This window comes from Chelativorans multitrophicus, assembly GCF_011317445.1.
GTDB lineage: Bacteria > Pseudomonadota > Alphaproteobacteria > Rhizobiales > Rhizobiaceae > Chelativorans > Chelativorans multitrophicus.
In genome coordinates this window covers 325,991-347,711 of sequence record NZ_JAAAPL010000002.1, presented here as the reverse complement: position 1 = coordinate 347,711, position 21,721 = coordinate 325,991, and the positions used below count along the sequence as shown (strand labels likewise).

The window sequence follows — 21,721 nt, the reverse complement described above, 5'->3', positions numbered from 1 at the left end:
ATGTATCTGACCCAACCCATTCCTGCATCGCCGGCCTCGACCGGCGCGCGCATCAAGGCCTATTTCGCCCAGACACGGCTCAGCCTTCTGGTTCGTTCGCCAATCGCGCTGATTTCGGCGCTAGTGCTGATTGCCCTGGTGCTGATCGCGCTGATCGGCGCCCCGCTGGCGTTGGAAACGGCGAACTTCCAGAGCCTGCGCCTGCGCTTCTTCCCCCCGTTCAGCCTCGAGCACGGCTGGATTTACGTATTAGGCGCCGACGGGCTGGGCCGCAGCATGCTGGCGCAATTGATCGTCGGCGCGCGCACCAGCTTCATCGTCGCCGGCGCCGCGGTCGGCCTGGCGGCCGTGGTGGGCACCAGTATCGGCATGATCAGCGGCTTTGTTGGCGGCTGGGTCGATGCGGCGCTGATGCGCGTCAGCGACATCATCGTTACCGTGCCCTCCCTGCTTCTGGCCCTCGCGGTGCTGTTCGTGCTCGAACCCAGCATCTTCAATCTCGTGGCCGTGCTGGCGGTGTCGCGCCTGCCGATCTATTTGCGGGTGGCCCGCGCCCAGACCCTCGAACTGCGCGAGCGGGTATTCGTCGAGGCTTCGCGGGCCATCGGCGCCACCAACCTGCGCATCATCTGGCGCGATATCCGCCCGCTGGTGCTGCCTACGGTAATGACCGTTTCCATGCTCGAACTGGCCAGCGTCATGCTGGCGGCGGCGGGCCTGAGCTTTCTAGGCGTCGGATTGCAGCGACCCGATGTCGATTGGGGCACCATCGTTTCGGAGGGTCGCGAATACCTGACCCGGGCCTGGTGGGCCACGGTATTCCCCGGCATGGCAATTGTGATCACTGCGCTGGCCGCCAATTTCCTGTCGAACTGGCTGCGCGCCAGCGGCGATCCCCTACAGGCCGGCGCGCTCGCCGCCGCTACCGCCCGCCAGGAGGACGCCCTGAAATGACTGCCGCCGCCAAAATCATGCAGCAGCCCGGCGAGGCACTGATTGAAATCCACGACCTGACGGTGCAGTTCCGCACCGCCGGCCGCGCCATCAACGCCGTCCGCGGCATCGACCTCAGCATCGGGCCGGGCGAAAGCGTCGCCATCCTCGGCGAATCCGGCTCGGGCAAGAGCGTCACAGGCAAGGCCGTAATGGGGCTGATCAACGCGCCCGGCAAGGTGAGCGGCTCGGTGCGCTTCGCCGGGCGAGAACTGGTTGGCCTGAGCGAAACCGAGTTGCAGGACGTGCGCGGTCCCGGGTTGGCGATGGTGTTCCAGGATTCTCTTGATGCGCTCAACCCGGTATTCTCGGTGGGCGAGCAGATCATGGAAATCCTGATGGTCCGGCTCGGCTGGTCGCGGGAGAAATCGCGGGCCGAGGCCATTTCGCTGATGCAGCAGGTGGGCATCGACAGCGCCGAAAAGCGGCTCAGCAGCTATCCGCATCAGTTCTCCGGCGGCATGCGTCAGCGCATCTGCATTGCCATGGCCATCGCACTCAAGCCGCAACTGCTGATCGCCGACGAGCCGACCACCGCCCTCGATGTCACCGTGCAGGCCGGCATCCTCAAGCTGATTGCCAAGCTGCAGCGCGAGAGCGGCATGGCGCTGCTGTTCGTCACCCATGACCTGGCGGTGGCGCGGCAGGTGGCAAGCTATCTGGTGGTGATGTATGCCGGGCGCATCGTCGAGCGCGGCCCGATTGACGCGCTCTATGCCCGGCCGGCCCATCCCTATACCCGGGCGCTGCTCAACTCCAATCCGGGCAGCGTGAGCCACTGGTCACAGTTACACCCCATCTCTGGTAATCCGCCCGACAAGACCATGGTTTTCACCGGCTGCGCCTTTGCCGACCGCTGCCCGCGCGCCGTGTCGCGCTGCCGCGCCGAAGCGCCGGCGCTGCGCCAGGTTGCCCCCGGCCGCGACAGCCGCTGCCATTTCGCCGAGGAGTTGCTCGATGCGCACTGACGGGCACACCACGCCACTGCTGCAGGTCAGCGGGCTGACCAAGCATTTCGGCAAATATACTGCGCTCGACAATGTCGACTTCGATCTGGCCGAAGGCGAGATCCTGGCCGTGGTCGGGGAGTCCGGTTCGGGCAAGTCGACGCTGGCGCGCACTATCCTGCGGCTGGTCGAGGCCTCGTCGGGCAGCGTGCGCTACCGCGGCAAGGACCTGTTCTCGCTGTCGGCGCGCGAAATGCGCGGCATGCGACAGAACCTACAGATGATCTTCCAGGATCCCTATGCCTCGCTGCACCCGCGACGCAAGGTAGCTGAGCTGATTTCCGAGCCCTGGCGCGTGCACAAGGGCGTGCTCAAGCGCAGCCAGTGGGGCGAGCGCGTGCGCGAACTGCTGGGCCAGGTCGGCTTGCCGGAAAGCTACGCAAACTATCACCCGGCCCGGCTGTCAGGCGGCGAGCGCCAGCGCGTCGCCATCGCCCGCGCTTTGGCGCTGCAGCCGGACCTGCTGATCCTCGACGAGCCGGTCTCGGCACTCGACGTGTCGATCCAGGCGCAGGTGATCAAGCTGCTGATGAGCCTGCAGCAGGAGTTTGGCTTCACCTGCATCTTCATCTCGCATGATCTGGCGCTGGTTCGCCTGCTCGCCGACCGGGTGGCGGTGATGTACCAGGGCAGAATTGTCGAGCTGGAAAAAACGGCCAAGCTGTTTGCCGCTCCGGCCAATGGCTATACGCGCCTGCTGCTCGACTCCTCGCCTTCGCTGGAGGGCGAGGTCGCAGCGGCGCCGGGCCGATCCTCCGACCTTACGACCGCGGCCCGGAGCCGCACTGAACTGGAGTCTTAGCTATGCGCGTGCTGGTCGACTGGGATATTCCGCCGGTGGAGCAGACGGTCATCGATGCCTGGCCCGCCGGTATCGAAGTGATCGAGGGCGGCAGCAAACTGACCGTCGAAGAGAAGCTGAAACTGGCGCCGAGCATCGACGTGCAGACCGGTCTGATGCGGGTGATCAACCGGCCCTTCATCGATGCGGCGACCCGGCTCAAGCTGGTGCACATGACGGGCCATGGCGTTGACCTGCTGATGCGCAACGGCATCCCCGACCTGATGCAGCAGCGCGGTATCCGGATAGCGACGGCCCATGCCGGCGACATACCGATCGCCGAATATGCAATCATGGCCATGGTCATGCTGTCGCGCCAGGTGCTGCGCTCGCATGCCGCGCTTACCAGCCGCGGCAAATGGGAGAGCCAGCGGGGCCCGGAGCTGTTCGGCTCGACGCTCTGCATCGTCGGCTTCGGCAGCATCGGCAAGGCGACCGCTGTCCGGGCCAGGGCCTTCGGCATGCAGGTCGGCATGGTGACGCTGCACCCCGAACGTCATGAGGACCATGACCTGGCCTTCGCCCACACCTATGCCGATATCGACAAGGCACTGGCAGTGTCCGACTATGTGTTGGTCACCGCGCCGCTGACCTCGATCACCAATGGGCTGATGGATGCAGGACGGTTCGCGGCGATGAAGCCCGGCAGCTACCTGGTGTGCATCACCCGGGGTCCGCTGATCGTCGAGCGGGCGCTTTACGAGGCGCTGCAATCGGGCCATCTGGCCGGCGCGGCGATGGACGGCTGGTGGCGCGAGGAAGAGGACGGGACCGGCCGCGACGGCTATCCGGCCGACCTGCCGCTGCACCAGTTCAACATGCTGATGACGCCCCACAATTCCGGCACCACCTTCGGCACGCGGCAGCGCGCGATCCGCCTGATCGGCGACAATATCGGCCGGTTGATGCGGGGTGAACCCCTGATCAACGAAGTGGCCCCCCACGACCTCAAGAAAATGGCGGTTTGACTATGCAATTCGACAAGGACATGGAAATCACCCGGATCGGTGTGCGGGTGTTCTCCTATACATCGCAGATCCGGCGGGCCTTCGGGCATTCGCATCCCGGACCAGCCAATACCGCCCGGCAGACGCTGCTCGAAATCGAGACGCGCGGCGGCGCCAAGGGCTATGCCTTCGGCATGCAGCCCGAACTGGTGGACCGCGTGTTGGTGCCGATGCTGATCGGCGAAAATGCGCTCTATCGCGAAAAGATCTGGCAGAAGCTCTCCGAGCTGCAGCGCGGCAACGGCGCGACGCTGAGCGACGCGATGATGGCGCTGGTCGATGTGGCGCTGTGGGATCTGGCCGGCCGTGCGGTAGGGCTGCCAGTTCAGCAATTGCTCGGCGCTTTTCGCGACAAGATCCCGGCCTATGCCAGCACCATGGTGGGCGATGCCGACCTCAAGGGCGGGCTGACCAGCCCCGAGGCCTATGCCGATTTCGCCATCCAGTGCAAGGAAGAGGGCTATACCGCCTACAAGATGCACCCCTGGATGCCGCCGGTACCCGGCGCCCCCTCCGTCGACCGCGACCTGGCCATGGCCACTGCGGTGCGCAAGGCTGTCGGGCCCGAGATGCACCTGATGTTCGACCCTTATCACCAGTATAGCCGGCAGGAGGCCAAGCGGCTCGGTCGAGGCCTCGAGGAACTCGGGTTTCTGTGGATGGAAGAGCCGATGCGCGAGGCCAGCATCAGCTCCTATCGCTGGCTCTGCGATGAGCTCGACCTGCCGATCTGCGGTCCCGAAACTGCGCCGGGGCAGATCTGGACCCGGGCCGAATGGGTGCTGGCGGGCGCCTGCGATATCCTGCGCACCGGCGTGCTTGATGTCGGCGGCATCACGCCGATGATGAAGACCATCCATCTGGCCGAAGCCCATGGCATGTCGATCGAGCTCCATCAGAACGGCGCTGCGACGCTGCATGCGCTTGGTGCCATGCAGATCCCCGGCCGTTTCTATGAACGCGGCCTGCTGCATCCGCTTATCAAGTACGAATCCAAGACGCCGTGGCTGGCCACCATCGACGACCCGATGGACGCCGAGGGCTTCGTGCATGTTCCCAAGGGGCCGGGCATGGGCTGGGATATCGACTGGGACTTCATCGCCGGCAACGAGATCAAGTGAGCCGGTCATGATGCGCGTGGGGATCGTGGGAACCGCCTTTGGCGAATCCCGCTGCCGGATGCTGGCCGCGGTGCCGCAGGCGCAGTTGATCGCCGTCTGCGGCCGCGACGAGGCGCGGACCAGGGCGGTCGCCGAGCGGCATAACTGTGTGCCAGTCCTGGATTATCGCGCGCTGATCGCCCGGCCGGATATCGATGTGGTGGGGGTCTATACTTCCACCGACATGCACGGCGAAATCGCCATTGCGGCGCTGCGGGCCGGCAAGCATGTGATCGTCAGCAAGCCCACCGCCGTTGACGTGCCGGAAGGCGAGGCGATGCTGGCGGCGGCGCGCGAGGCCGGGGTTCAACTGGTGGTGGAGTTCGACACGCGCTATGTGCCGGGCGCCTATCGCATCTACAAGGCGATTGCCGAAGGCCGCCTCGGGCCGCTGATCCAGGGCGATTATGTCAACAAGTGCCAGCGTTCGCAGGCCTATTACGACGAGGGGTCGGGTTGGCGCGGCATCGCCGCGATGGGCGGCGGCTGCCTGCAGAACCAGGGCGTACACCCGATCGATCATCTGCTATGGTATCAGGGACAGGTTGAGGGCGTGTTCGCCTTTTCGGCGACAGTTGGGCACGATATTCCGGCCGAGGACGCAGCCAGCGCTGTGATCCGTTTCACCAACGGCTCGTTCGCCACGCTGACCGTGACCACCACCTATCGCAGCAATCTGCCCGACGGGCGCTATGGCGGCGGCACGCTGAAGCGCGCGCAGGTGCATGGCTCTCTTGGCAGCGCCACCATCGAGGGCGACACTGTCGCCGATTGGGTGGTGCCAGAGGCGGTGGTGGCAGCGCCGATCCCCGATCATCCGCCACTCAACGTGTTTCAGGACCTGGCCTGGACACTGGCCGACTCGGCGCGTCCCGCCCATACGCTGGTGGCCGGTGAAAGGGCGCTCGACGGCGTCTATATCACCGCCGCGTTGCGGCAGTCGGCTGCCACCGGCGCTTATGTTGCCATCGACCAGTTGCGAGGCGTGCAATGATCCCTGTTCTGCACCCGGCCGAATTGACCCGCCGATCTGCGCGCCTCGGTCATCGCAGCGCCGCCCCTGGTGCAGATGTCGAAGCGGGCCGGATCACGCTGCATCAACGAGGTCAGGCGGCTGCCGCCGGATTGGCTATCGTCGGGCAGGCGGACCGGGCGGCACAGACCATCGCTTCATCACTTCTGAAAGGCATTCCGACATGACCACACTGCACCAGAACCTGATCGACGGCGCCTGGGTTGGGGGAGAGGGCAAGGAGAACATCAACCCGTCCAATATCAAGGACGTGGTGGGTATCTACGCGCAGGCCAGCGCCGAGGAGACCAAACAGGCAATCGCGGCAGCCAAGGCGGCATTCCCGGCCTGGTCGCGCTCGGGGATCCTGGAGCGTCATGCCATCCTGCGCAAGACCGCCGACGAGATCCTCGCCCGCAAGGACGAACTGGGCGAACTGCTGAGCCGGGAAGAAGGCAAGACGCTGCCCGAGGGCATCGGCGAGGTGACCCGGGCTGGCCAGATCTTTGACTTTTTCGCTGGAGCAGTGCTGCGGCTGGCCGGCGAAGTGCTGCCATCAGTCCGCCCCGGCATCGGGGTCGAGATTACCCGCGAGCCGATCGGGGTGATCGGGATCATCACGCCGTGGAACTTCCCCATTGCCATCCCGAGCTGGAAGATCGCCCCGGCTTTGGCCTATGGCAATACCGTGGTGGTCAAGCCGGCGGATCTAGTGCCGGGCTCGACCTGGGCGATTGTCGATATCCTGGTGCGGGCCGGTCTGCCTAAGGGCGTGCTGAACCTCGTAATGGGCAAGGGTTCGGTGGTGGGCCAGACCATGCTGGAAAGCCGTGACGTGACCGCGATCACCTTCACCGGCTCGGTGGGGACGGGCAAGCGCGTTGCGGCCGCCTCGGTGGAACTGGGCCGCAAGTTCCAACTGGAAATGGGGGGCAAGAACCCCACGGTGGTGCTGGACGACGCGGACCTGAAGGTGGCGGTGGAAAGCGTGACGCAGTCGGCGTTCTTCTCGACCGGGCAGCGCTGCACGGCCAGTTCGCGGGTGATCGTCACCGAGGGCATCCACGACAGGTTCGTCGAGGCGCTAGCGGAACGCATCCGCGGGCTCAAAGTGGGCAACGCGCTGGAGCCCGGCATCGATATCGGTCCGGTGGTGGATGCCAACCAGCTCAAGCAGGACACCGATTATATCGAGATCGGAAAGCAGGAGGGCGCCAAGCTGGTAGCTGGGGGCGAGCGGGTGCAAAAGGAAACGGAAGGGTATTTCCTACAGCCAGCCCTGTTTACCGAAGCAACAAATTCCATGCGGATCAGCCGCGAAGAGATTTTTGGGCCAGTAGCGAGTGTGATCCGCGTCAAGGACTATGAGGAGGCATTGGCGACGTCGAATGACACGGAGTTCGGGCTCAGTGCCGGTATTGTCACGACTTCGCTCAAATATGCAACGCATTTCAAGCGCAATGCCGAAGCGGGGATGGTGATGGTCAACGTGCCGACGGCGGGGGTGGACTTCCATGTGCCGTTCGGGGGGCGCAAGGGCTCCAGCTATGGGCCGCGCGAGCAGGGCACGTATGCCGCGGAATTCTTCACCGTGGTCAAGACAGCGTATACCGCGGCGGGTTGACGGCAGGGCCGCCATCATCGCAGATCGCCACGCTCGGGCTGGACCACAAGGACGGATCTCCACTGAGACGGCGGCGCCTAAAACATGCGCACGTCGATCTCTTCTTTGTCTACCCTGCAATTGCGCGCAGAATGCGAATAGCTCAGCTGGCGCGCATATAACGCTGCCTAGCGCGCTCGCGCGCCTTGGAAGCAACGACCTCGCGGTCTTTGGGTGGTGCTTTGGTTTCCAGAGCCTGCAAGAGCTTGTGCACAGATCGTTGGATCTCCTCCACCGCATTATTAAACGCGGTTGCATTGGCTTGTGAGGGCTGAGTGGATCCAGTGATCTTGCGCACGAACTGCAGGGCCGCGTCGTGTATCTCGTCCTTGGTGGCTGGCGGTTCGAAGTTGAACAGCGGCTTGATGTTTCGGCACATGGTGTCCTCCTTCGCTGTTAGTGCAGTGTTGCACTAGCTCCCGGACCGATGCAACACGACGCGAGCGCTGTGTAGCGGGTTGATTGGCGTGTTCGCTTCGCGTGCGGACGGGCGCTTTTGGTGTCCGCGAGGCGATCATCCACTAGGCCGATGCCAGCCGGGCTGCCACGGGGGTTGGAACGCCTGGGCTTGCCTCCCGTCCCGATCTGCATAACTCTGGACTTTCTGAAAAGGGGCGTTTCATGAGTGAAGCACGCATTGCACTTGTTACGGGCGCAGGCTCGGGTATTGGCGCGGTCACCGCCGCAGCGCTCGTGAAAAACGGATGGATGGTGGTGACCACCGGGCGGCGCCGGGAGATGCTGGAAAGCGCCGCTGCCTCGACCTGCGACCCATCCCGCGTGGTCGCCCTCCCCTGTGACATTTCAAAGGCCAACGAGGTGGAGGCGCTATTCGGCAATATCGAGGAACGCTTCGGAAGGCTCGACCTGCTTTTCAACAATGCTGGAATGGGATCCAAGGGCGCCCCCATCGACGAGATACCGGTCGAGACCTGGTTCGAAGTGCTCGGCGTCAACCTCACCGGATCTTTCCTCTGCGCGCGCGCCGCATTCGGATTGATGCGTCGGCAACGCCCGATGGGCGGACGCATCATCAACAACGGCTCGATCTCGGCCCACGCGCCGCGGCCGGGCTCGGTGCCCTATACGACCACGAAGCATGCGATCACTGGTCTGACCAAGACCTTGGCGCTAGACGGACGTCCTTTCGACATCGCCTGCGGTCAGATCGACATCGGCAATGCGCTGACCGATATGGCGATGCCAATGGCCAAAGGCATTCCGCAGGCCAATGGAGAGATGGCCGTCGAGGCCACGATGGATCCGAAGCATGTCGCCGATGCCGTGCTTCACATGGCCAATCTGCCTCTCGAAACCAACATATTGTTCATGACGGTTATGGCGACGAAGATGCCGTTTGTCGGGCGCGGCTGATGGCGCGGCGATGAGCAGGAGCTGCTTGAGCTTCGCTCCGCAGAAATAACGCTAGTCCTTTACGGCCCCGGCAACCAGCCTGGCAATCGCGGGACCGAACAGAAGGACGAAGAGAAAGCGTGCCATCTGCATGGTCATTATGAAGGACATGTTCACGTCATTGGATGCGGCTGCGATGATCGCTATGGAATCCATGCCGCCAGGACTGGTCGCAAGATAGGCACTAAGCAGGTCGATTCCCAATATTTGATTGAGCAGCAGTGCAAGCCCGCCGCAAAAGACCATCAGCGCCAAGATGGATCCAATGATTTGCGGCAATGCCCGCAGCGCGTGCCTGGCGATGGTCCGGGTGAAATTGAGACCAATTGTCCAGCCGATGAAAGTGTAAGCCGCCACGAGAAGCCACGGGGGAAGCTGGAATTGGAACCCGGTGCCTAAGTGCAGCGCTACGCCCAATATCATCGAGCCTAGAAAAAAGGGCGACGGCAGGCCAAGGAGCCACCCCAAGACAGCTCCGATAGCGGCAACAAAGACCGTGACCGGAAACGCCGGCCAGTCAAGCTGAGGAAACCATATGGTGCCCTCCGACGCGGCTTCGGGGCCTGTCGCAACAATGCTCGCGATCACGGCCGCGGCGAGCGCAACCATCATCACGCGCAGATATTGCATAAAAGCCACCAGTCTCTGGTCGGCTCCGAAGGCTGCGGCCATGAGCACCATCGCCGTAGCAGCCCCAGGCGCCGACCCCCATACGGCTGTGCTGCCCGGCAGAATTCCCCAGCGGCTGATCATCCAGCCGAGAAAACTGGAAGCTAGGACGGTGGAAACAACGACGACCAAAACAAGCGGCCACTTATCCGCCAACCCAACCAGGACGGCTGGCTCGATCGCCATGGCGATGAGAATACCGATGACGCCCTGTGAAGCCACGAAGGGCAGCGAGGGCACCCTTATGCTCGCTCCATTAATCCCGAGAACCGCGGCTGAAAACATCGGGCCAAGTAAGGCTGCCGCCGGAAACTGCAGCAGCTTGAGAACGCAGGCCAAACCAACCGAGAGCAATATCAGCAGCAGCCATTGACGGGCTGGCGTCATCTTTTCCAGTTTTTCAGCTTGTTGCTGCCCTGCGGAAGAGTCCATGTATCGGTCATAAACAGCCATGTACAAAAGACAAGCCGCGTTTCAGCGCTGAAGGCGCGGGGACCGACAAAAAACCCGCCGCGGAGCGGCGGGTTTGATGGTGGCAGGGAACATACCCTTATTACTGCGCTGTTCCCGTGCCAGATTGCTGGTCGATGGCTTCGGTGACCATTGCATCCGGGCTGTCCTGGCAGAAGCTCATGACGGTATCTACCGGAATTTCCTGAATGCCCATGCCGCTCAAGCTGGAGTCGCCAGCGCTGGCGGAAGTGCCAGCCGTGGTCGTTGTGTCGGTGTCTGCTGCCGAGCCTGGCGTGGTGGCTTCTGCAGAAGTGGTGGTGTCGGCCGAGCCCGCAGTGCTGCCAGTGGTCGCGCCTGAGCCAGGTACGGTGCTTCCGGTATCCGCAGAAGCGGTCGTATCGGAGGATCCAGACGCGCCGCTACCGGTCGTGCTGCTGCCCGTCGTGCTGCTGCCCGGAGTGGTGGTGTCGGCGGAAGCTGTCGTGTCAGTCGATGGAGTGGCCGTCGACGATCCCGCGCTGGCCGAAGTTCCCGACGCTCCCTGAGCTGCCTGGTAGCCGGCGATAAAATAAAGGGCGCGTTCCTGCTGATCCGATTCCAGTGCAGCGAACTGATCGCAGGTCATGCTTGTTGCCGATGCCATTCCAGTCGTCGTACTCGTGCTGGATTGTGCCGAGGCGACGCCGGCTGCTGCCGCTGTAAGCGCCAGAACGCCCACGGAGCTCAAAAGAAGCCTTTTCATGTTTTAATTCTCCCGATGAAGTTCGTTTCGTGCCTTTCAACGCACGGCAACCGAACCTCGAATACTCGCCCGTGTTCCCTATGCCGACTGATTTGTCTTCACAAAGCGCAAAGCATGGTTAGAGGTCGAGACTGCCCTGCCCCTCGTCCATACCTTCCAGAATTTCGGCTGCGAGGGTCCGGGAGATGCGGATCTTGCGTTCAAGCGCCACCCGATCAAGACGCTCGACGATGCGCCGGGCGGCGGAAAGCGAGCGCTCCATGCGGCGGAGCATGAATTGCACGACATGAGGCTCCACCGCCACCTGGCGGTCCGCGAAAAGCTTGATGAAAACGCCGGTGAGCAGCATGTCGTCCGGCTCACGGATCTCGACGGCCGCCGCCGCCTTCAGCCGCGAAAGCAGATCCGGCAGCTTCACGCCCCAGGCGGACGGCAAGTGCCGTGCGGTGAGAAGCAGGTGCGTATGACTGCCGCGCACCATATTGATCAGATGAAAGAGGCCGGTCTCGTCGAGCAGGGGACTGTCGGCGTCGTCGATCAGGATCGGCCCATGCTCCGCGGCGGCCATTGCCTCCGTTTCGATGGCCGTGGCTGAGACGGGAAAGGCGCCCGATTGGTCGCACCAGATGTCGGCGAGATGGGTCTTGCCGGATCCGGCCGGACCAGCCAGTACCACGATCGGAGCGGGCCAATCGGGCCAGCTCTCCACCAATGCGACTGCAAGCTCGTTGGCGGGCGTGACCACGAGGTCTTCGCGCGACCGGCCCTCGGTATGGGCGAGATCGAGTGGCAATTGCCGCGGCGACAGGCCTCTTGCCATCAAAGATCACGGCCTTTCTGCTCGGCCGGAAGAGACGGATGGCCACCGTATAATGGCGAAGCGAGATAGCGGGAAATTGCAAAGCGGACGAGAACGGCGATCGCCGCGGATGCCGGCACGGCAATCAGCAGGCCGACAAAGCCGAAGAGAAAACCGAAGGCGTAAAGAGCAAACATCAGCCAAACCGGGTGCAGGCCGACGCTCCGGCCCACGAGCTTGGGCTGGAGAATATTTCCTTCAACGAACTGTCCCGCAAAGAAGATGACCGCTACCGCCAGCACCCAATACCATTCCGGCCAGAACTGAACGAGGGCTACTCCTATGGAAAGCGCGAGCCCCACGAGCGAACCTACAAAAGGGATGAAGCTTATCAGGCCCGCGAAGAAACCGATGAGAAGACCAAAATTGAGGCCTACCAGCGTCAGCCCGACGGCATAGAAGCAGCCGAGAATGAGGCAGATGGTCCCCTGCCCCCGTACGAAACCGGCGGTGGCGGTATTGATATCGCGCGCGATCTGGCGGACCGTTTCCACCTGCTTGCGCGGCACCCAGCTATCGACCTTGGAGACCATATGGTCCCAATCGAGCAGCATGTAGAAGGCCACCACGGGCGTGACGACAAAAAGGCTCACCAGATTGACGAGCGCCACGCCTGAACTCCAGATGGATTTGAACAGCGTGGCCACGAAACCGGCGCCCTGCGTGAGGAGCGTGCTCAACCCTTCCCGCAGCGATTGGGGATTGACGCCGATCCTCTCCTCGAACCATCCCGGATCGATATTTGTGATGAGCGCCTGAAGCCGGGTGAGGTAATCCGGCAGGCGCATCGTGAAATCCGTAAGCTGGTTTCCGAGAACCGGGATGATCACCATCAACGCGATCACCAGCAGGATAATGAACGCGCAGAGTATGAGAACCGTGGCGGCCAAACGCGAGAGGCCGACGCGCTCCAGCCGGTCAGCGATCGGATCGAGGAAATATGCAAGCACCATTCCCGCCAGGAAAGGCAGCAGGATGGAACTGAACACATAAAGAAAGAGAATCAGGATCGCGGCGGCGATGAGCCAAAAGCTGACGTGCCGAACGAGCGCCCGGCGCGGCGCCGCCTCACTGTCCCGAGGTGCCGGTATCGACATGACCGCCCATATGCTTGATCCAGTTCACGAGATAGGCCGCGCCTGAGGCCACGGTCAAGAGCCCGGAAAAATAGACGAGACCGGGATAGAGGAGCCCGAGCGAGAAATCAAAGGTAAGTCCTGCGAGCACCACCGCGGCGAGCAGGAGTTGCACCAGTGTATTGGCTTTCGAGATCAACAGCGGCTTCATCGCCACGGGTTGATCCATAACGGCGGAAAGGAGAACGCCGCCGACGATGAGCCCGTCACGGGAGACAGCGGCCACAACCAGCCAAAGCGGCAGGTTTCCCATATATCCCAGAACCACGAAGACGCTGACGAGCAACAGCTTGTCCGCCATCGGGTCGAGATAGGCGCCCAACTCGCTCTTCTGGTTGAACTGGCGGGCGATGAAACCGTCGACCCCGTCTGAAACAGCCGCAAAAACAAACCCGGCAAACGCCCATTCCACCTCACCGGTGAGAAGTGCGAAGATAACCGCGGGAACGAGCAGGAAGCGCAACAGCGTAATGAAATTGGGAATGGTCAATCCGGTTCCTCTCTGATAGCCCCTTCATTATCCTCGACGACGCAGCGCGTGCCGGAATAAATGGCTGTGCTTGCGTGGCACCGCAAGAGTGAGATTTGGTCAAACTCTGTGTGCCGCCTGGACGGGCTCCTTGCGGCGGAGTGGCCTTCGTGCCAATAGCCCGAGAACGAAAAGCGCGACTGGAAAATGCCATGAGCAGGAAAAAAACTGGGCTCAGCTATGCCGATGCCGGCGTGGACATCGACGCGGGCAACGCGCTCGTGGAAAAGATCAAGCCGCTGGTGCGCGCGACACGCCGCCCAGGCGCGGACGGTGAGATTGGCGGGTTCGGCGGTCTTTTCGATCTGAAGGCTGCCGGTTTTACCGATCCCATCCTGATTGCCGCCAATGACGGGGTTGGCACCAAGCTAAAGGTCGCAATCGAGGCGGGAAAGCACGATACCGTAGGCATCGATCTCGTGGCCATGTGCGTGAACGACCTCGTGGTGCAGGGCGCAGAACCTCTCTTTTTCCTCGATTATTTCGCGACCGGAAAACTCGATCCCGACCAGGGAGCCGCAATTGTCGCCGGCATCGCCGAGGGATGCCGGCAAGCAGGTTGCGCGCTGATAGGCGGCGAGACCGCCGAGATGCCGGGCATGTACCGCGACGGCGACTACGATCTGGCAGGCTTTGCCGTTGGTGCCGCCGAGCGCGGCCGGCTTCTGCCGACCAATGATATCGTTGAAGGCGACGTGATCCTCGGCCTTGCATCCACGGGCGTTCACTCCAACGGCTTCTCCCTGGTGCGCAGAATCGTAGAGGTGAGCGGGCTTGATTGGAACGATCCCGCCCCATTTGATTCCGACCGCTCTCTTGCAGAGGCGCTGCTCACGCCCACCCGCATTTACGTCAAGCCCATACTTTCCGCCATTGCAAGGACACATGGCATCAAGGCATTGGCACACATCACCGGCGGCGGATTTCCAGAAAACATTCCCCGCGTCCTTCCCCCGGCCTATGCGGCCGAGATCGACCTGGAGGCGGTAAACGTCCTCCCGGTCTTCTCCTGGCTCGCCGAGCGCGGTGGCGTGGCCGCCCAGGAGATGCTGCGCACGTTCAACTGCGGAATCGGCATGATCGCGGTTGTCGCTGCCGGCCAGGCCGCACAAGTTGCGGCCGTCCTGCAAAAGGAAGGTGAGCACGTGGAGATCCTGGGCAGCATCGTGCCACGGAGGGACAAGGGCGTGATCTATCAAGGAGCGCTGGAGCTATGAGGGTGAGGAAGAAAACAGCGATCCTTATCTCCGGGCGAGGCTCCAACATGACGGCGCTTATCCGCGCCGCGGCCGAAGCCGATTTTCCGGCGGAGATCGCCTGTGTTCTCAGCGACAAGTCGGATGCGCCGGGGCTCGCGGCAGCGATGGCGGCCGGAATCCCGGCCATAGCCGTGCCGCGGAGTGATTTCCCCGACAAAGCCTCCCACGAAGCAGCCATTGAAGAAGCGCTCGGGCAGCATGGCGTGGAGCTGATCTGCCTCGCCGGATTCATGCGCATGTTGAGCGCTGAGTTTGTCGAGCGCTGGCAAGGGCGGATGATCAACATCCATCCTTCGCTGCTGCCGCTTTTCAAAGGCCTCGATTCACACCGGAAGGCGCTGGACGCCGGCATGCGGATCCATGGCTGCACGGTGCATTTCGTGACGCATGAAATGGATGCAGGCCCGATTATCGCGCAGGCGGCAACACCGGTTCTGCCCGGCGACGACGAAGCTTCTTTGGCAGAGCGGGTCCTGAAGGCCGAGCACCGTTTGTACCCGCTGGCGCTCTCTCTTGTTGCTTCGGGCCGCGCGCGCGTGGAAGAAGGCAGGACTTTCTTTGCCCCCACCGTGGATATTGGCTGGGGCGCTCAGGCAAGCCTCATGGTCCCTTCATCGGTGGAGGAGACGGCCGATCTCGAAGACCTCGCGCGCCTGACCCCTTAAGCTGTGATCATTGACTTGAAGCTCGGCTGGCTCGCAGACACACCCGTTGGATCCGCACGAATTGTGATCCGCGCGTGAGGCGTTCTGCCATAGAACAAACGACAATATAGCTTACTTAGGACGAGCCATTAGGCGCCCGATCCATAAGTTGAGCACCATTGACAATGTTCATCGATTTCAAACGCCTCCTTTCCGCCGCAGCCCTGGTGCTGCTGATTTCCACGCAGTCTCTCCATGCCCAAGAGGAGGCTGAGCCTTCCAGCCAGCAGACCTCGGAACAAGAAGAGCGCCCTGCCGAAGCCTCCTCGGAAAACAAGCAAAGCCGGTTGCCTGAAGCCCGCCGGACACTGCATCGGCTGCAAATTGATGGGGAAGAGCTACCCTTCCAGGCAACGGCTGGCGCCATCACTCTTACCGGCACAAACGATCGCCCCGAAGCCGAGATCGCTTTCGTCTCGTATACAAAGGAAGGCGCCGACAAGGCCAACCGCCCTGTCACCTTCGCCATCAACGGTGGCCCGGGAGCTGCCTCCGCCTATCTTCATCTCGGCGCCATCGGCCCGTGGCTCTTGCCGATGAGTGGCGAGAGGATCGTCCCCTCACAATCCATCGCTCTGGTCGAAAACCCGGACACATGGCTGTCATTTACCGATCTGGTTTTCATCGATCCCGCCGGAACGGGCTTCAGCAGGCTGATAGATCCGACCGATAGATTGCGCGAACGCTATTACTCGGTCAGGGGCGATGTCGACGCGCTCGCCCGGTTCATCAGACAATGGCTGGTGGAGAACGACCGCCTTGTCTCGCCTAAATATTTTGTTGGCGAGAGTTATGGAGGGTTCCGCGGTCCCCGCGTGGCCGAGGCGCTGCAAACGAGATATGGCGTCGCGCTCAAAGGCCTGACGCTCGTATCACCAGTTCTGGATTTCGGTTGGTTCGACCAGCCCGACTATTCCCCTCTGGCTAAGGCGTCGTATCTGCCTTCCCTCGTGGCCGCAGCGCTGGAGCGCCGTGGCGCTTTCTCGGAAGCCGCACAGCGCGAAGCCGAAGCATATGCCGCAGGTCCCTTCGTCACCGATCTGCTCCGCGGTACACAGGATGAGGCTGCCAAGGCGCGGATTGTCGGCCGTGTCGCCGAGTTGACGGGCGTTTCTCCTGATGCTTTGCGGGATTTCGAAGGGCGAATTGACATGGAAGTTCTTACCCGTGAACTTCTGAGGGACGGTGGACGTATCGCCAGCTTTTACGACACGACGATTGTTGCGGACGCGCCCGACCATGGCTCGATACTCGAAAACGGGCCGGAACCGGTTCTGGATGCAATGCTTGCGCCGATCACCAGCGCCATGCTGAACCACTACCGGCAAAACCTGCAGTGGTTACCGCAACGCCCATATCATCTTCTCGCCCGCAATCTCGATTGGGAATGGGGAGAAGGCAAAGAGCAGCCGGAAGCGGTGAGTGCGCTGCGAAATGTGCTTGCCCTTGATCCGGAATTCCGGGTGCTCGTCGTTCACGGCTATACGGATCTCGTGACACCCTATTTCGGGACCGAGTTGATTCTTCGCCAATTGCGGCCCTTCGAGCCGTTGGGCCGGGTCCTGCGGAAAAACTACGAAGGCGGCCACATGTTTTACACACGAGCAGATTCGCGCCACGCCCTGCGGCAAGACGCATTTCAGCTTTACAGCGGCCAATAACCAGAAGCAGAGATTAGATCCGCATGGCCGGATAAGGGCGGATCACGCCGCGTGAGCCGCCCTCACCCAGATCTTTGTGTCGTGGAAGGCAGCGCCCCCGTAGGGGGCCACGGCATCGGCGCCCGTCAAAACATTGATGCCCTCGCCGCGCTCATGCGCGCCGTTCGGCCAGATGCCTTCGGCAATAACCACGCCCCGGCGAACTCCGTCAAAGATCTTGGCGTGGAGCACCACTTCGCCGCGGCCGTTGCCGATCTCCACCCGGTCACCCTCGGCGATCCCGAGCGCCAGCGCATCCTCCGGATGCAACATCAGTTCAGGCCTGCCCTCCCGCTTCTTCGAGCCCGGCGTTTCCGTGAAGCTTGAATTCAGGAAGCTGCGCGCCGGCGATGTGGCAAGACGGAAGGGATGCTCGGGATCGGCCGCCTCGATGAAATCCACATGATCGGGGAATTCGGGCAGGCTCTCGTGCGGTCCTTGGAAGCCGATCGATTCGGGCGGATGGTTCGGCCCGGGCGTCCCCTTCCAGCTCGGGCGGAAGCGGTATTTCCCGTCGGGATGGCCGAAGCCGGTAAGGAAATGCGCCGTCTCGAAATCCGGCTGCACGTCGGCCCAGCGCTCGTGGCGGAAACTGTCGAAAGTGCCAAGCCCCCTTCGGCCGAGCGTCCAGTCCAGATGCTCGCGCGCCGAAAGGCCGAAGCCGGGCAGATGCGCCACGCCAAGCCGCTTCGCGAGCTCGTCGATGACGAAGATGTTCTCGCGCGCTTCACCGGGCGCGTCGATCAGCTTGGGCCCGAGCAGGATGTGCTGATGGCCGCCGCCGCGATAAATGTCGTCATGCTCCACGAACATCGTGGCGGGCAGCACCACGTCGGCGAGCTTCGCCGTGTCGGTCATGAACTGTTCGTGCACGCACACGAAGAGATCCTCGCGCAGGAAGCCGCGCTTCACGAGCCGCTGCTCCGGCGCGACATTGGCGGGATTGGTATTCTGGATGAGCATCGCCGTGACCGGCGGCCCGCCGTGAAGCGCCGCCTCATCGCCGGTCAGCACCCGGCCGATCTGCGACTGATCGAGCGAGCGCACCGACGGATCGGCAAAGGTTGTCCCCTCGATCAGCGACTTGTCGAGGCCGAAAATGCCGGAATTGGAATGGAAGGCGCCGCCGCCTTCATATTGCCACGCGCCGGTAACGGCGGCGATCGAAAGGGCGGCATGCATGTTAACCGCGCCGTTCCGGTTGCGGGTGAAACCGTAACCCAGGCGGAAAAAGGTGCGCTTCGTCTCGCCCACCAGCCGGGCGAAAGCCTCGATCTCAGCCGCCGGAACGCCAGTGATGGCTTCCGCCCATTCCGGCGTGCGCGTGGAAAGATGCTGTTCCAGCCCTTTGGGATCGTCCGTATATCTTTCCAGATACGGCCGGTCGACCAAGCCATCGCGGAAGAGCACATGCATGACGGCGCAGGCGAGCGCCCCATCCGTGCCCGGCCGGACGATGATGCCGAGATCGGCCTGCTTCATGGTGGCGTTGTCATAGACGTCTATGACGACGATCTTCGCCCCACGCTCCTTGCGGGCGCGCACGGCATGCGTCATCACATTCACTTGGGTCGCCACCGCATTGGTGCCCCAGATGACCACGCAATCGGCCTTGGCCATCTCGCGCGGATCGGCACCGCGAAGCGCGCCAGTGCCCATCACATAGCCCGCCCAGGCGGGGTTTGTGCAAATCGTGTCGAACTGCCCGGAATAACGCTTGGCGTGGCGCAGGCGATGGATGGAATCGCGCTGCACCAGGCCCATCGTGCCCGCATAATGATAGGGCCAGACGCTCTCGCTGCCGTAATTCGCTTCAGCCTCCAGAAAAGCTTCCGCCAAGCGGTCGAGCGCCGCCTCCCAGCTCGCCTCCTTCCACACACCCTCCCCTTTGGCGCCCGCGCGCACCAGAGGCTTCAGAAGGCGGTCGGGATGATGCACGCGCTCGCCATAGCGCGCCACCTTGGCGCAGATGACGCCGGCGGTATAGCTGTTGTCCTTGGCGCCGTGGACGCGGCCGATGCGCCCGGCGATCACCTCGACATCGAGCGCGCAGGTGGAAGGACAGTCATGCGGACAGGCCGAATGGCCGATATGAAGCGATGAGTGTGTGTTCATGCGCTGGAGACTAGCGGTTTTGCCCTCATCGGAGTAGGGCCAAACCCGTGAAAAGCGCTTACATGATCCATCAGTCAGGATGATGGATTTCAGCCGGACGGGAACCGATGAACTACCGCCACGCCTACCATGCGGGAAACTTTGCCGATGTCGTGAAGCACGCCGTGCTTGTCCGCATCGTGGAATATCTGAAGCGCAAGGAAAAGCCTTTCCGCGTGATCGATACGCACGCAGGCGTAGGCCTCTACGATCTTTCAGGGGAGGAAGCGCAGAGAACGGGCGAGTGGCTCAACGGCATCGGCAGGCTCATGGCGCAGCCACTCGGCGAGAACGCGGCCCATCTCCTCGAACCTTTGCTCGCTGCCGTCCGCGCCGTGAACAGAGCCGGTGGGATCACCATCTATCCCGGCTCGCCAACAATCGTCCGGCACCTCCTGCGCAAGCAGGATCGGCTGACGGCGATGGAGCTGCATTCACAGGACGCGGCAGCACTCAAGGAGAATTTCGCAGGCGATTACCAGGTGCGCGTCATCGAGCTCGACGGCTGGCTGGCCCTAGGCGCCCATCTTCCACCCAAGGAAAAGCGCGGGCTGGTGCTGGTCGATCCACCCTTTGAGAAGGAGGGCGAGTTTGGGCGCATGGTCGAGGGGCTGAAAAAGGCGCACCGGCGCTGGCCGGGCGGCATCTACGCCTTCTGGTATCCGGTTAAGGACCTTCCCGAGATAGACCGTTTCCGGGAAGCGTTGGCGCAAAGCGGCGTGCCGGACATTCTCGATATCGGGCTCACAATCCAGCCGCCCTCCTCCGAGCCCAGGCTCCACGGTTCCGGTATGATCGTGGTGAACCCGCCTTATGCGCTGAAGGAAGAGCTTGGAATCCTGCTTCCCGCGTTGGCGGAAATGCTTGGTCACGGCGGAATGGGACGGTTCTACACGAAACAACTCGCCAGCGAAGCCAAGCCATCTTGACCGGACTTGATGCCTGACGGAAACTGAGATCCGGAGTTCGGGGATCACAGGAGACAGTCCATGGCACGCCTACTGGCCCTTGCCGCAGGTTTCGCGCTCTCGTTTTCAGCCTTGACGCAGACGGCGCTGGCCGCCGATTTCATCGGCGCCGGAGTCGGCGTATACGGCGCGGAGGATGCCATCTGCGGCCATACCAGCGTGCGCGGCACAATTCAGAGCCGCTTCCGTCACCAGGTTACCCATGTACCCAATCTTCCCAATGTCGGCATCGTCGATTTTTACGGCGCGCGCCTGACGCGTTACGAACCCGCCACCTACAACAGCCCGATCGAGCGGCGTTATTGCCAGGCGACCGCGCGGCTGTCGGATGGGCAGGATCGGCCCATCTGGTACCTGATCGAATATGGCCAGGGCTTTGCGGGCCTGGGCGACAATGTGGAGTTTTGCGTGCTCGGCTTCGACCGCTGGAATGTCTATAACGGCGCCTGCCGCGTTCTGCGCTGAGAGCCGCCAGTTCCCAAAAGGCGCCGGCTTTGCTAAGCTTTTAGCTTCATTTTCCCTCGGGAAAAAACCCGGTGTTCTTTTTTTTGTCCCATACACACGGCTATTGCCCTTGAAGACCGTTATGAGTTTGGGATTTTCATTATGGACCTTTTAGTTCTGTTTTATCTGCCGCTCCTGCTCCCCACTTTGATGCTTCCGTTCTGGTACAGGAGGACCTGTGCCCAGCCGGTGCGGATCAAGAAAAAGCGGAGATAGAATGCGAAGATGGGGTGCCGCGCTCTTTTTTGCCGCAGCCATGGCATCATCGGCGGAGGCTGGCGAGCGGGGCTCTGAGCCCGGCATCTTCGATTTCTACGTGCTCTCGCTCTCCTGGTCGCCCAGCTATTGCGCGGCGGAAGGCACTGAGGCCAATGATGAGCAATGTGGTTCAACACGGCCTTATGCCTTTGTCGTGCATGGGCTCTGGCCGCAATATGAGAAGGGATATCCTGAATTCTGCCGAACACGCCAGCCCGAGCGCGTTCCCGGCCGGCTGGTGAAGGCTTATCGCGACATTGTGCCTTCCGCCGGCCTGATGGGCCATCAATGGCGCAAGCACGGCTCGTGCAGCGGGCTTGGGCAAAGCGACTATTTCGCTCTGTTGCGGCAGGCGCGGCAGCGGATCAATATCCCTGCCGAGCTTTCCCGTCTTGATGAGACGCGCTCCGTTTCACCCGCCGACATTGAACAGCAGTTCCTTGCCGCCAATCTGGATTTGCCTCCGTCGGGAATCGCGGTCACCTGCGACAGACGCTATCTGCGGGAGGTGCGCATTTGCCTGACGCACGATCTAAGCTTCCGCTCTTGCGGCGAAGTTGATCAAAATGCCTGCCGAAGACCGGAAATAACCATGCCGCCGGCACGATAAGGCCTGTTTCATCCCCTCCCGAAGGAGATGAAAAGAAAAAGCCGGGCAGTGCCCGGCTTCTTCGTTTGGCGTTTGCCGCC

The 21,721-nt window shown here is 62.4% G+C and carries 22 protein-coding genes and 1 pseudogene; 16 read left to right on the top strand and 7 right to left on the bottom strand.

Annotated elements, in window-relative coordinates; all coding sequences use genetic code 11:
- From GNP00_RS12355 to GNP00_RS12320, 8 genes are read left to right on the top strand one after another with little or no spacing between them, the layout of a single operon-like run.
- The gene (locus tag GNP00_RS12355; protein ID WP_011581287.1) at positions 1-954 is read left to right on the top strand and encodes an ABC transporter permease; all 954 of its coding nucleotides are present in this window, start codon (positions 1-3) and stop codon (positions 952-954) included.
- On the top strand, positions 951-1,961 hold the full coding sequence (locus GNP00_RS12350) for an ABC transporter ATP-binding protein (RefSeq protein WP_011581288.1): 1,011 nt from the start codon (positions 951-953) through the stop codon (positions 1,959-1,961). Before GNP00_RS12355 ends, GNP00_RS12350 begins: the two co-directional genes overlap by 4 nt.
- Positions 1,951-2,802, top strand: a complete 852-nt coding sequence (locus GNP00_RS12345) for an ATP-binding cassette domain-containing protein (RefSeq protein ID WP_011581289.1) — start codon at positions 1,951-1,953, stop codon at positions 2,800-2,802. Before GNP00_RS12350 ends, GNP00_RS12345 begins: the two co-directional genes overlap by 11 nt.
- A 2-nt stretch (positions 2,803-2,804) precedes the next feature.
- Positions 2,805-3,809 (top strand): 2-hydroxyacid dehydrogenase, encoded by a 1,005-nt coding sequence (locus GNP00_RS12340; protein ID WP_011581290.1) that lies wholly within the window; start codon positions 2,805-2,807, stop codon positions 3,807-3,809.
- A gap of 20 nt (positions 3,810-3,829) precedes the next feature.
- Positions 3,830-4,969, top strand: coding sequence for a mandelate racemase family protein (locus GNP00_RS12335; RefSeq protein ID WP_041545412.1), 1,140 nt, complete (start codon positions 3,830-3,832; stop codon positions 4,967-4,969).
- A 7-nt stretch (positions 4,970-4,976) separates the two neighbouring features.
- A complete protein-coding gene (locus tag GNP00_RS12330) occupies positions 4,977-6,002 on the top strand; it encodes a Gfo/Idh/MocA family protein (protein ID WP_011581292.1) in 1,026 nt (341 codons plus the stop codon).
- A complete protein-coding gene (locus tag GNP00_RS12325; protein ID WP_041544706.1) occupies positions 5,999-6,208 on the top strand; it encodes a hypothetical protein in 210 nt (69 codons plus the stop codon). Before GNP00_RS12330 ends, GNP00_RS12325 begins: the two co-directional genes overlap by 4 nt.
- Positions 6,205-7,644, top strand: a complete 1,440-nt coding sequence (locus GNP00_RS12320) for an aldehyde dehydrogenase family protein (protein WP_011581293.1) — start codon at positions 6,205-6,207, stop codon at positions 7,642-7,644. Before GNP00_RS12325 ends, GNP00_RS12320 begins: the two co-directional genes overlap by 4 nt.
- 142 nt (positions 7,645-7,786) lie before the next feature.
- Here the strand turns inward: GNP00_RS12320 and GNP00_RS12315 are convergent, their stop codons facing one another.
- A complete protein-coding gene (locus GNP00_RS12315) occupies positions 7,787-8,062 on the bottom strand; it encodes a DUF2277 domain-containing protein (protein ID WP_011581294.1) in 276 nt (91 codons plus the stop codon).
- A gap of 242 nt (positions 8,063-8,304) precedes the next feature.
- Between GNP00_RS12315 and GNP00_RS12310 the strand changes: the two genes are divergently transcribed.
- Positions 8,305-9,057 (top strand): SDR family oxidoreductase, encoded by a 753-nt coding sequence (locus GNP00_RS12310; protein ID WP_011581295.1) that lies wholly within the window; start codon positions 8,305-8,307, stop codon positions 9,055-9,057.
- 51 nt (positions 9,058-9,108) lie between these two features.
- Here GNP00_RS12310 and GNP00_RS12305 read toward each other — a convergent pair whose 3' ends face one another.
- Positions 9,109-10,197: an AbrB family transcriptional regulator gene (locus GNP00_RS12305; protein WP_041545414.1), complete on the bottom strand. Its 1,089-nt coding sequence runs from the start codon at positions 10,195-10,197 to the stop codon at positions 9,109-9,111.
- 227 nt (positions 10,198-10,424) lie between these two features.
- Between GNP00_RS12305 and GNP00_RS12300 the strand changes: the two genes are divergently transcribed.
- Positions 10,425-10,763 carry a hypothetical protein gene (locus tag GNP00_RS12300; protein ID WP_157038068.1) on the top strand — a complete coding sequence of 113 codons (339 nt, stop codon included), beginning with the start codon at positions 10,425-10,427 and terminating at the stop codon, positions 10,761-10,763.
- A gap of 38 nt (positions 10,764-10,801) precedes the next feature.
- Here GNP00_RS12300 and GNP00_RS23880 read toward each other — a convergent pair.
- The 4 genes and pseudogenes from GNP00_RS23880 to GNP00_RS12285 all read right to left on the bottom strand — a co-directional run.
- Positions 10,802-10,960 (bottom strand): annotated as a pseudogene (locus GNP00_RS23880) (hypothetical protein); the annotation flags it as partial.
- Positions 10,961-11,078: 118 nt separating this feature from the next.
- Complete coding sequence (hdaA, locus tag GNP00_RS12295; protein ID WP_011581298.1) at positions 11,079-11,780, bottom strand: DnaA regulatory inactivator HdaA; 702 nt, start codon at positions 11,778-11,780, stop codon at positions 11,079-11,081.
- Positions 11,780-12,916: an AI-2E family transporter gene (locus tag GNP00_RS12290; protein ID WP_011581299.1), complete on the bottom strand. Its 1,137-nt coding sequence runs from the start codon at positions 12,914-12,916 to the stop codon at positions 11,780-11,782. Before GNP00_RS12290 ends, hdaA begins: the two co-directional genes overlap by 1 nt.
- A complete protein-coding gene (locus GNP00_RS12285) occupies positions 12,888-13,445 on the bottom strand; it encodes a CDP-alcohol phosphatidyltransferase family protein (protein WP_011581300.1) in 558 nt (185 codons plus the stop codon). The genes GNP00_RS12290 and GNP00_RS12285 overlap by 29 nt, the downstream gene beginning before the upstream one ends.
- 191 nt (positions 13,446-13,636) lie before the next feature.
- Between GNP00_RS12285 and purM the strand changes: the two genes are divergently transcribed.
- From purM to GNP00_RS12270, 3 genes are all read left to right on the top strand, one after another.
- Positions 13,637-14,701 carry a phosphoribosylformylglycinamidine cyclo-ligase gene (gene purM, locus GNP00_RS12280; RefSeq protein ID WP_041544708.1) on the top strand — a complete coding sequence of 355 codons (1,065 nt, stop codon included), beginning with the start codon at positions 13,637-13,639 and terminating at the stop codon, positions 14,699-14,701.
- Positions 14,698-15,408, top strand: a complete 711-nt coding sequence (purN, locus tag GNP00_RS12275; RefSeq protein WP_011581302.1) for a phosphoribosylglycinamide formyltransferase — start codon at positions 14,698-14,700, stop codon at positions 15,406-15,408. The genes purM and purN overlap by 4 nt, the downstream gene beginning before the upstream one ends.
- A 164-nt stretch (positions 15,409-15,572) precedes the next feature.
- Positions 15,573-17,108: a S10 family peptidase gene (locus tag GNP00_RS12270; protein ID WP_011581303.1), complete on the top strand. Its 1,536-nt coding sequence runs from the start codon at positions 15,573-15,575 to the stop codon at positions 17,106-17,108.
- A gap of 42 nt (positions 17,109-17,150) precedes the next feature.
- Here GNP00_RS12270 and GNP00_RS12265 read toward each other — a convergent pair whose 3' ends face one another.
- On the bottom strand, positions 17,151-19,262 hold the full coding sequence (locus GNP00_RS12265) for a molybdopterin oxidoreductase family protein (RefSeq protein WP_011581304.1): 2,112 nt from the start codon (positions 19,260-19,262) through the stop codon (positions 17,151-17,153).
- Between the two features lie 107 nt (positions 19,263-19,369).
- On the opposite strand from GNP00_RS12265, the gene GNP00_RS12260 reads away from it, so the two are divergent.
- The 3 genes from GNP00_RS12260 to GNP00_RS12250 all read left to right on the top strand — a co-directional run bounded on the left by GNP00_RS12260 (position 19,370) and on the right by GNP00_RS12250 (position 21,641).
- Positions 19,370-20,230, top strand: coding sequence for a 23S rRNA (adenine(2030)-N(6))-methyltransferase RlmJ (locus tag GNP00_RS12260; RefSeq protein ID WP_011581305.1), 861 nt, complete (start codon positions 19,370-19,372; stop codon positions 20,228-20,230).
- A 60-nt stretch (positions 20,231-20,290) separates the two neighbouring features.
- Positions 20,291-20,734: a hypothetical protein gene (locus GNP00_RS12255; RefSeq protein WP_011581306.1), complete on the top strand. Its 444-nt coding sequence runs from the start codon at positions 20,291-20,293 to the stop codon at positions 20,732-20,734.
- Between the two features lie 256 nt (positions 20,735-20,990).
- Complete coding sequence (locus tag GNP00_RS12250; RefSeq protein ID WP_011581307.1) at positions 20,991-21,641, top strand: ribonuclease T2 family protein; 651 nt, start codon at positions 20,991-20,993, stop codon at positions 21,639-21,641.
- The last annotated feature ends 80 nt before the right edge of the window (positions 21,642-21,721 follow it).

Excerpts from the sequence above, each read along its gene's own strand:
- GNP00_RS12345 (WP_011581289.1), top strand. The coding sequence starts at position 1,951 with ATGCGCACTGACGGGCACACCACGCCACTGCTGCAGGTCAGCGGGCTG.
- purM (WP_041544708.1), top strand. The coding sequence starts at position 13,637 with ATGAGCAGGAAAAAAACTGGGCTCAGCTATGCCGATGCCGGCGTGGAC.
- GNP00_RS12315 (WP_011581294.1), bottom strand. The coding sequence starts at position 8,062 with ATGTGCCGAAACATCAAGCCGCTGTTCAACTTCGAACCGCCAGCCACC.
- GNP00_RS12265 (WP_011581304.1), bottom strand. The coding sequence starts at position 19,262 with ATGAACACACACTCATCGCTTCATATCGGCCATTCGGCCTGTCCGCAT.
- GNP00_RS12325 (WP_041544706.1), top strand. The coding sequence starts at position 5,999 with ATGATCCCTGTTCTGCACCCGGCCGAATTGACCCGCCGATCTGCGCGC.
- GNP00_RS12290 (WP_011581299.1), bottom strand. The coding sequence starts at position 12,916 with ATGTCGATACCGGCACCTCGGGACAGTGAGGCGGCGCCGCGCCGGGCG.
- GNP00_RS12310 (WP_011581295.1), top strand. The coding sequence starts at position 8,305 with ATGAGTGAAGCACGCATTGCACTTGTTACGGGCGCAGGCTCGGGTATT.
- GNP00_RS12255 (WP_011581306.1), top strand. The coding sequence starts at position 20,291 with ATGGCACGCCTACTGGCCCTTGCCGCAGGTTTCGCGCTCTCGTTTTCA.
- GNP00_RS12340 (WP_011581290.1), top strand. The coding sequence starts at position 2,805 with ATGCGCGTGCTGGTCGACTGGGATATTCCGCCGGTGGAGCAGACGGTC.
- GNP00_RS12330 (WP_011581292.1), top strand. The coding sequence starts at position 4,977 with ATGATGCGCGTGGGGATCGTGGGAACCGCCTTTGGCGAATCCCGCTGC.
- GNP00_RS12300 (WP_157038068.1), top strand. The coding sequence starts at position 10,425 with ATGCCCATGCCGCTCAAGCTGGAGTCGCCAGCGCTGGCGGAAGTGCCA.
- GNP00_RS12335 (WP_041545412.1), top strand. The coding sequence starts at position 3,830 with ATGGAAATCACCCGGATCGGTGTGCGGGTGTTCTCCTATACATCGCAG.
- GNP00_RS12250 (WP_011581307.1), top strand. The coding sequence starts at position 20,991 with ATGCGAAGATGGGGTGCCGCGCTCTTTTTTGCCGCAGCCATGGCATCA.
- GNP00_RS12270 (WP_011581303.1), top strand. The coding sequence starts at position 15,573 with ATGTTCATCGATTTCAAACGCCTCCTTTCCGCCGCAGCCCTGGTGCTG.
- GNP00_RS12260 (WP_011581305.1), top strand. The coding sequence starts at position 19,370 with ATGAACTACCGCCACGCCTACCATGCGGGAAACTTTGCCGATGTCGTG.
- GNP00_RS12305 (WP_041545414.1), bottom strand. The coding sequence starts at position 10,197 with ATGGACTCTTCCGCAGGGCAGCAACAAGCTGAAAAACTGGAAAAGATG.
- GNP00_RS12350 (WP_011581288.1), top strand. The coding sequence starts at position 951 with ATGACTGCCGCCGCCAAAATCATGCAGCAGCCCGGCGAGGCACTGATT.
- purN (WP_011581302.1), top strand. The coding sequence starts at position 14,698 with ATGAGGGTGAGGAAGAAAACAGCGATCCTTATCTCCGGGCGAGGCTCC.
- hdaA (WP_011581298.1), bottom strand. The coding sequence starts at position 11,780 with ATGGCAAGAGGCCTGTCGCCGCGGCAATTGCCACTCGATCTCGCCCAT.
- GNP00_RS12320 (WP_011581293.1), top strand. The coding sequence starts at position 6,205 with ATGACCACACTGCACCAGAACCTGATCGACGGCGCCTGGGTTGGGGGA.
- GNP00_RS12355 (WP_011581287.1), top strand. The coding sequence starts at position 1 with ATGTATCTGACCCAACCCATTCCTGCATCGCCGGCCTCGACCGGCGCG.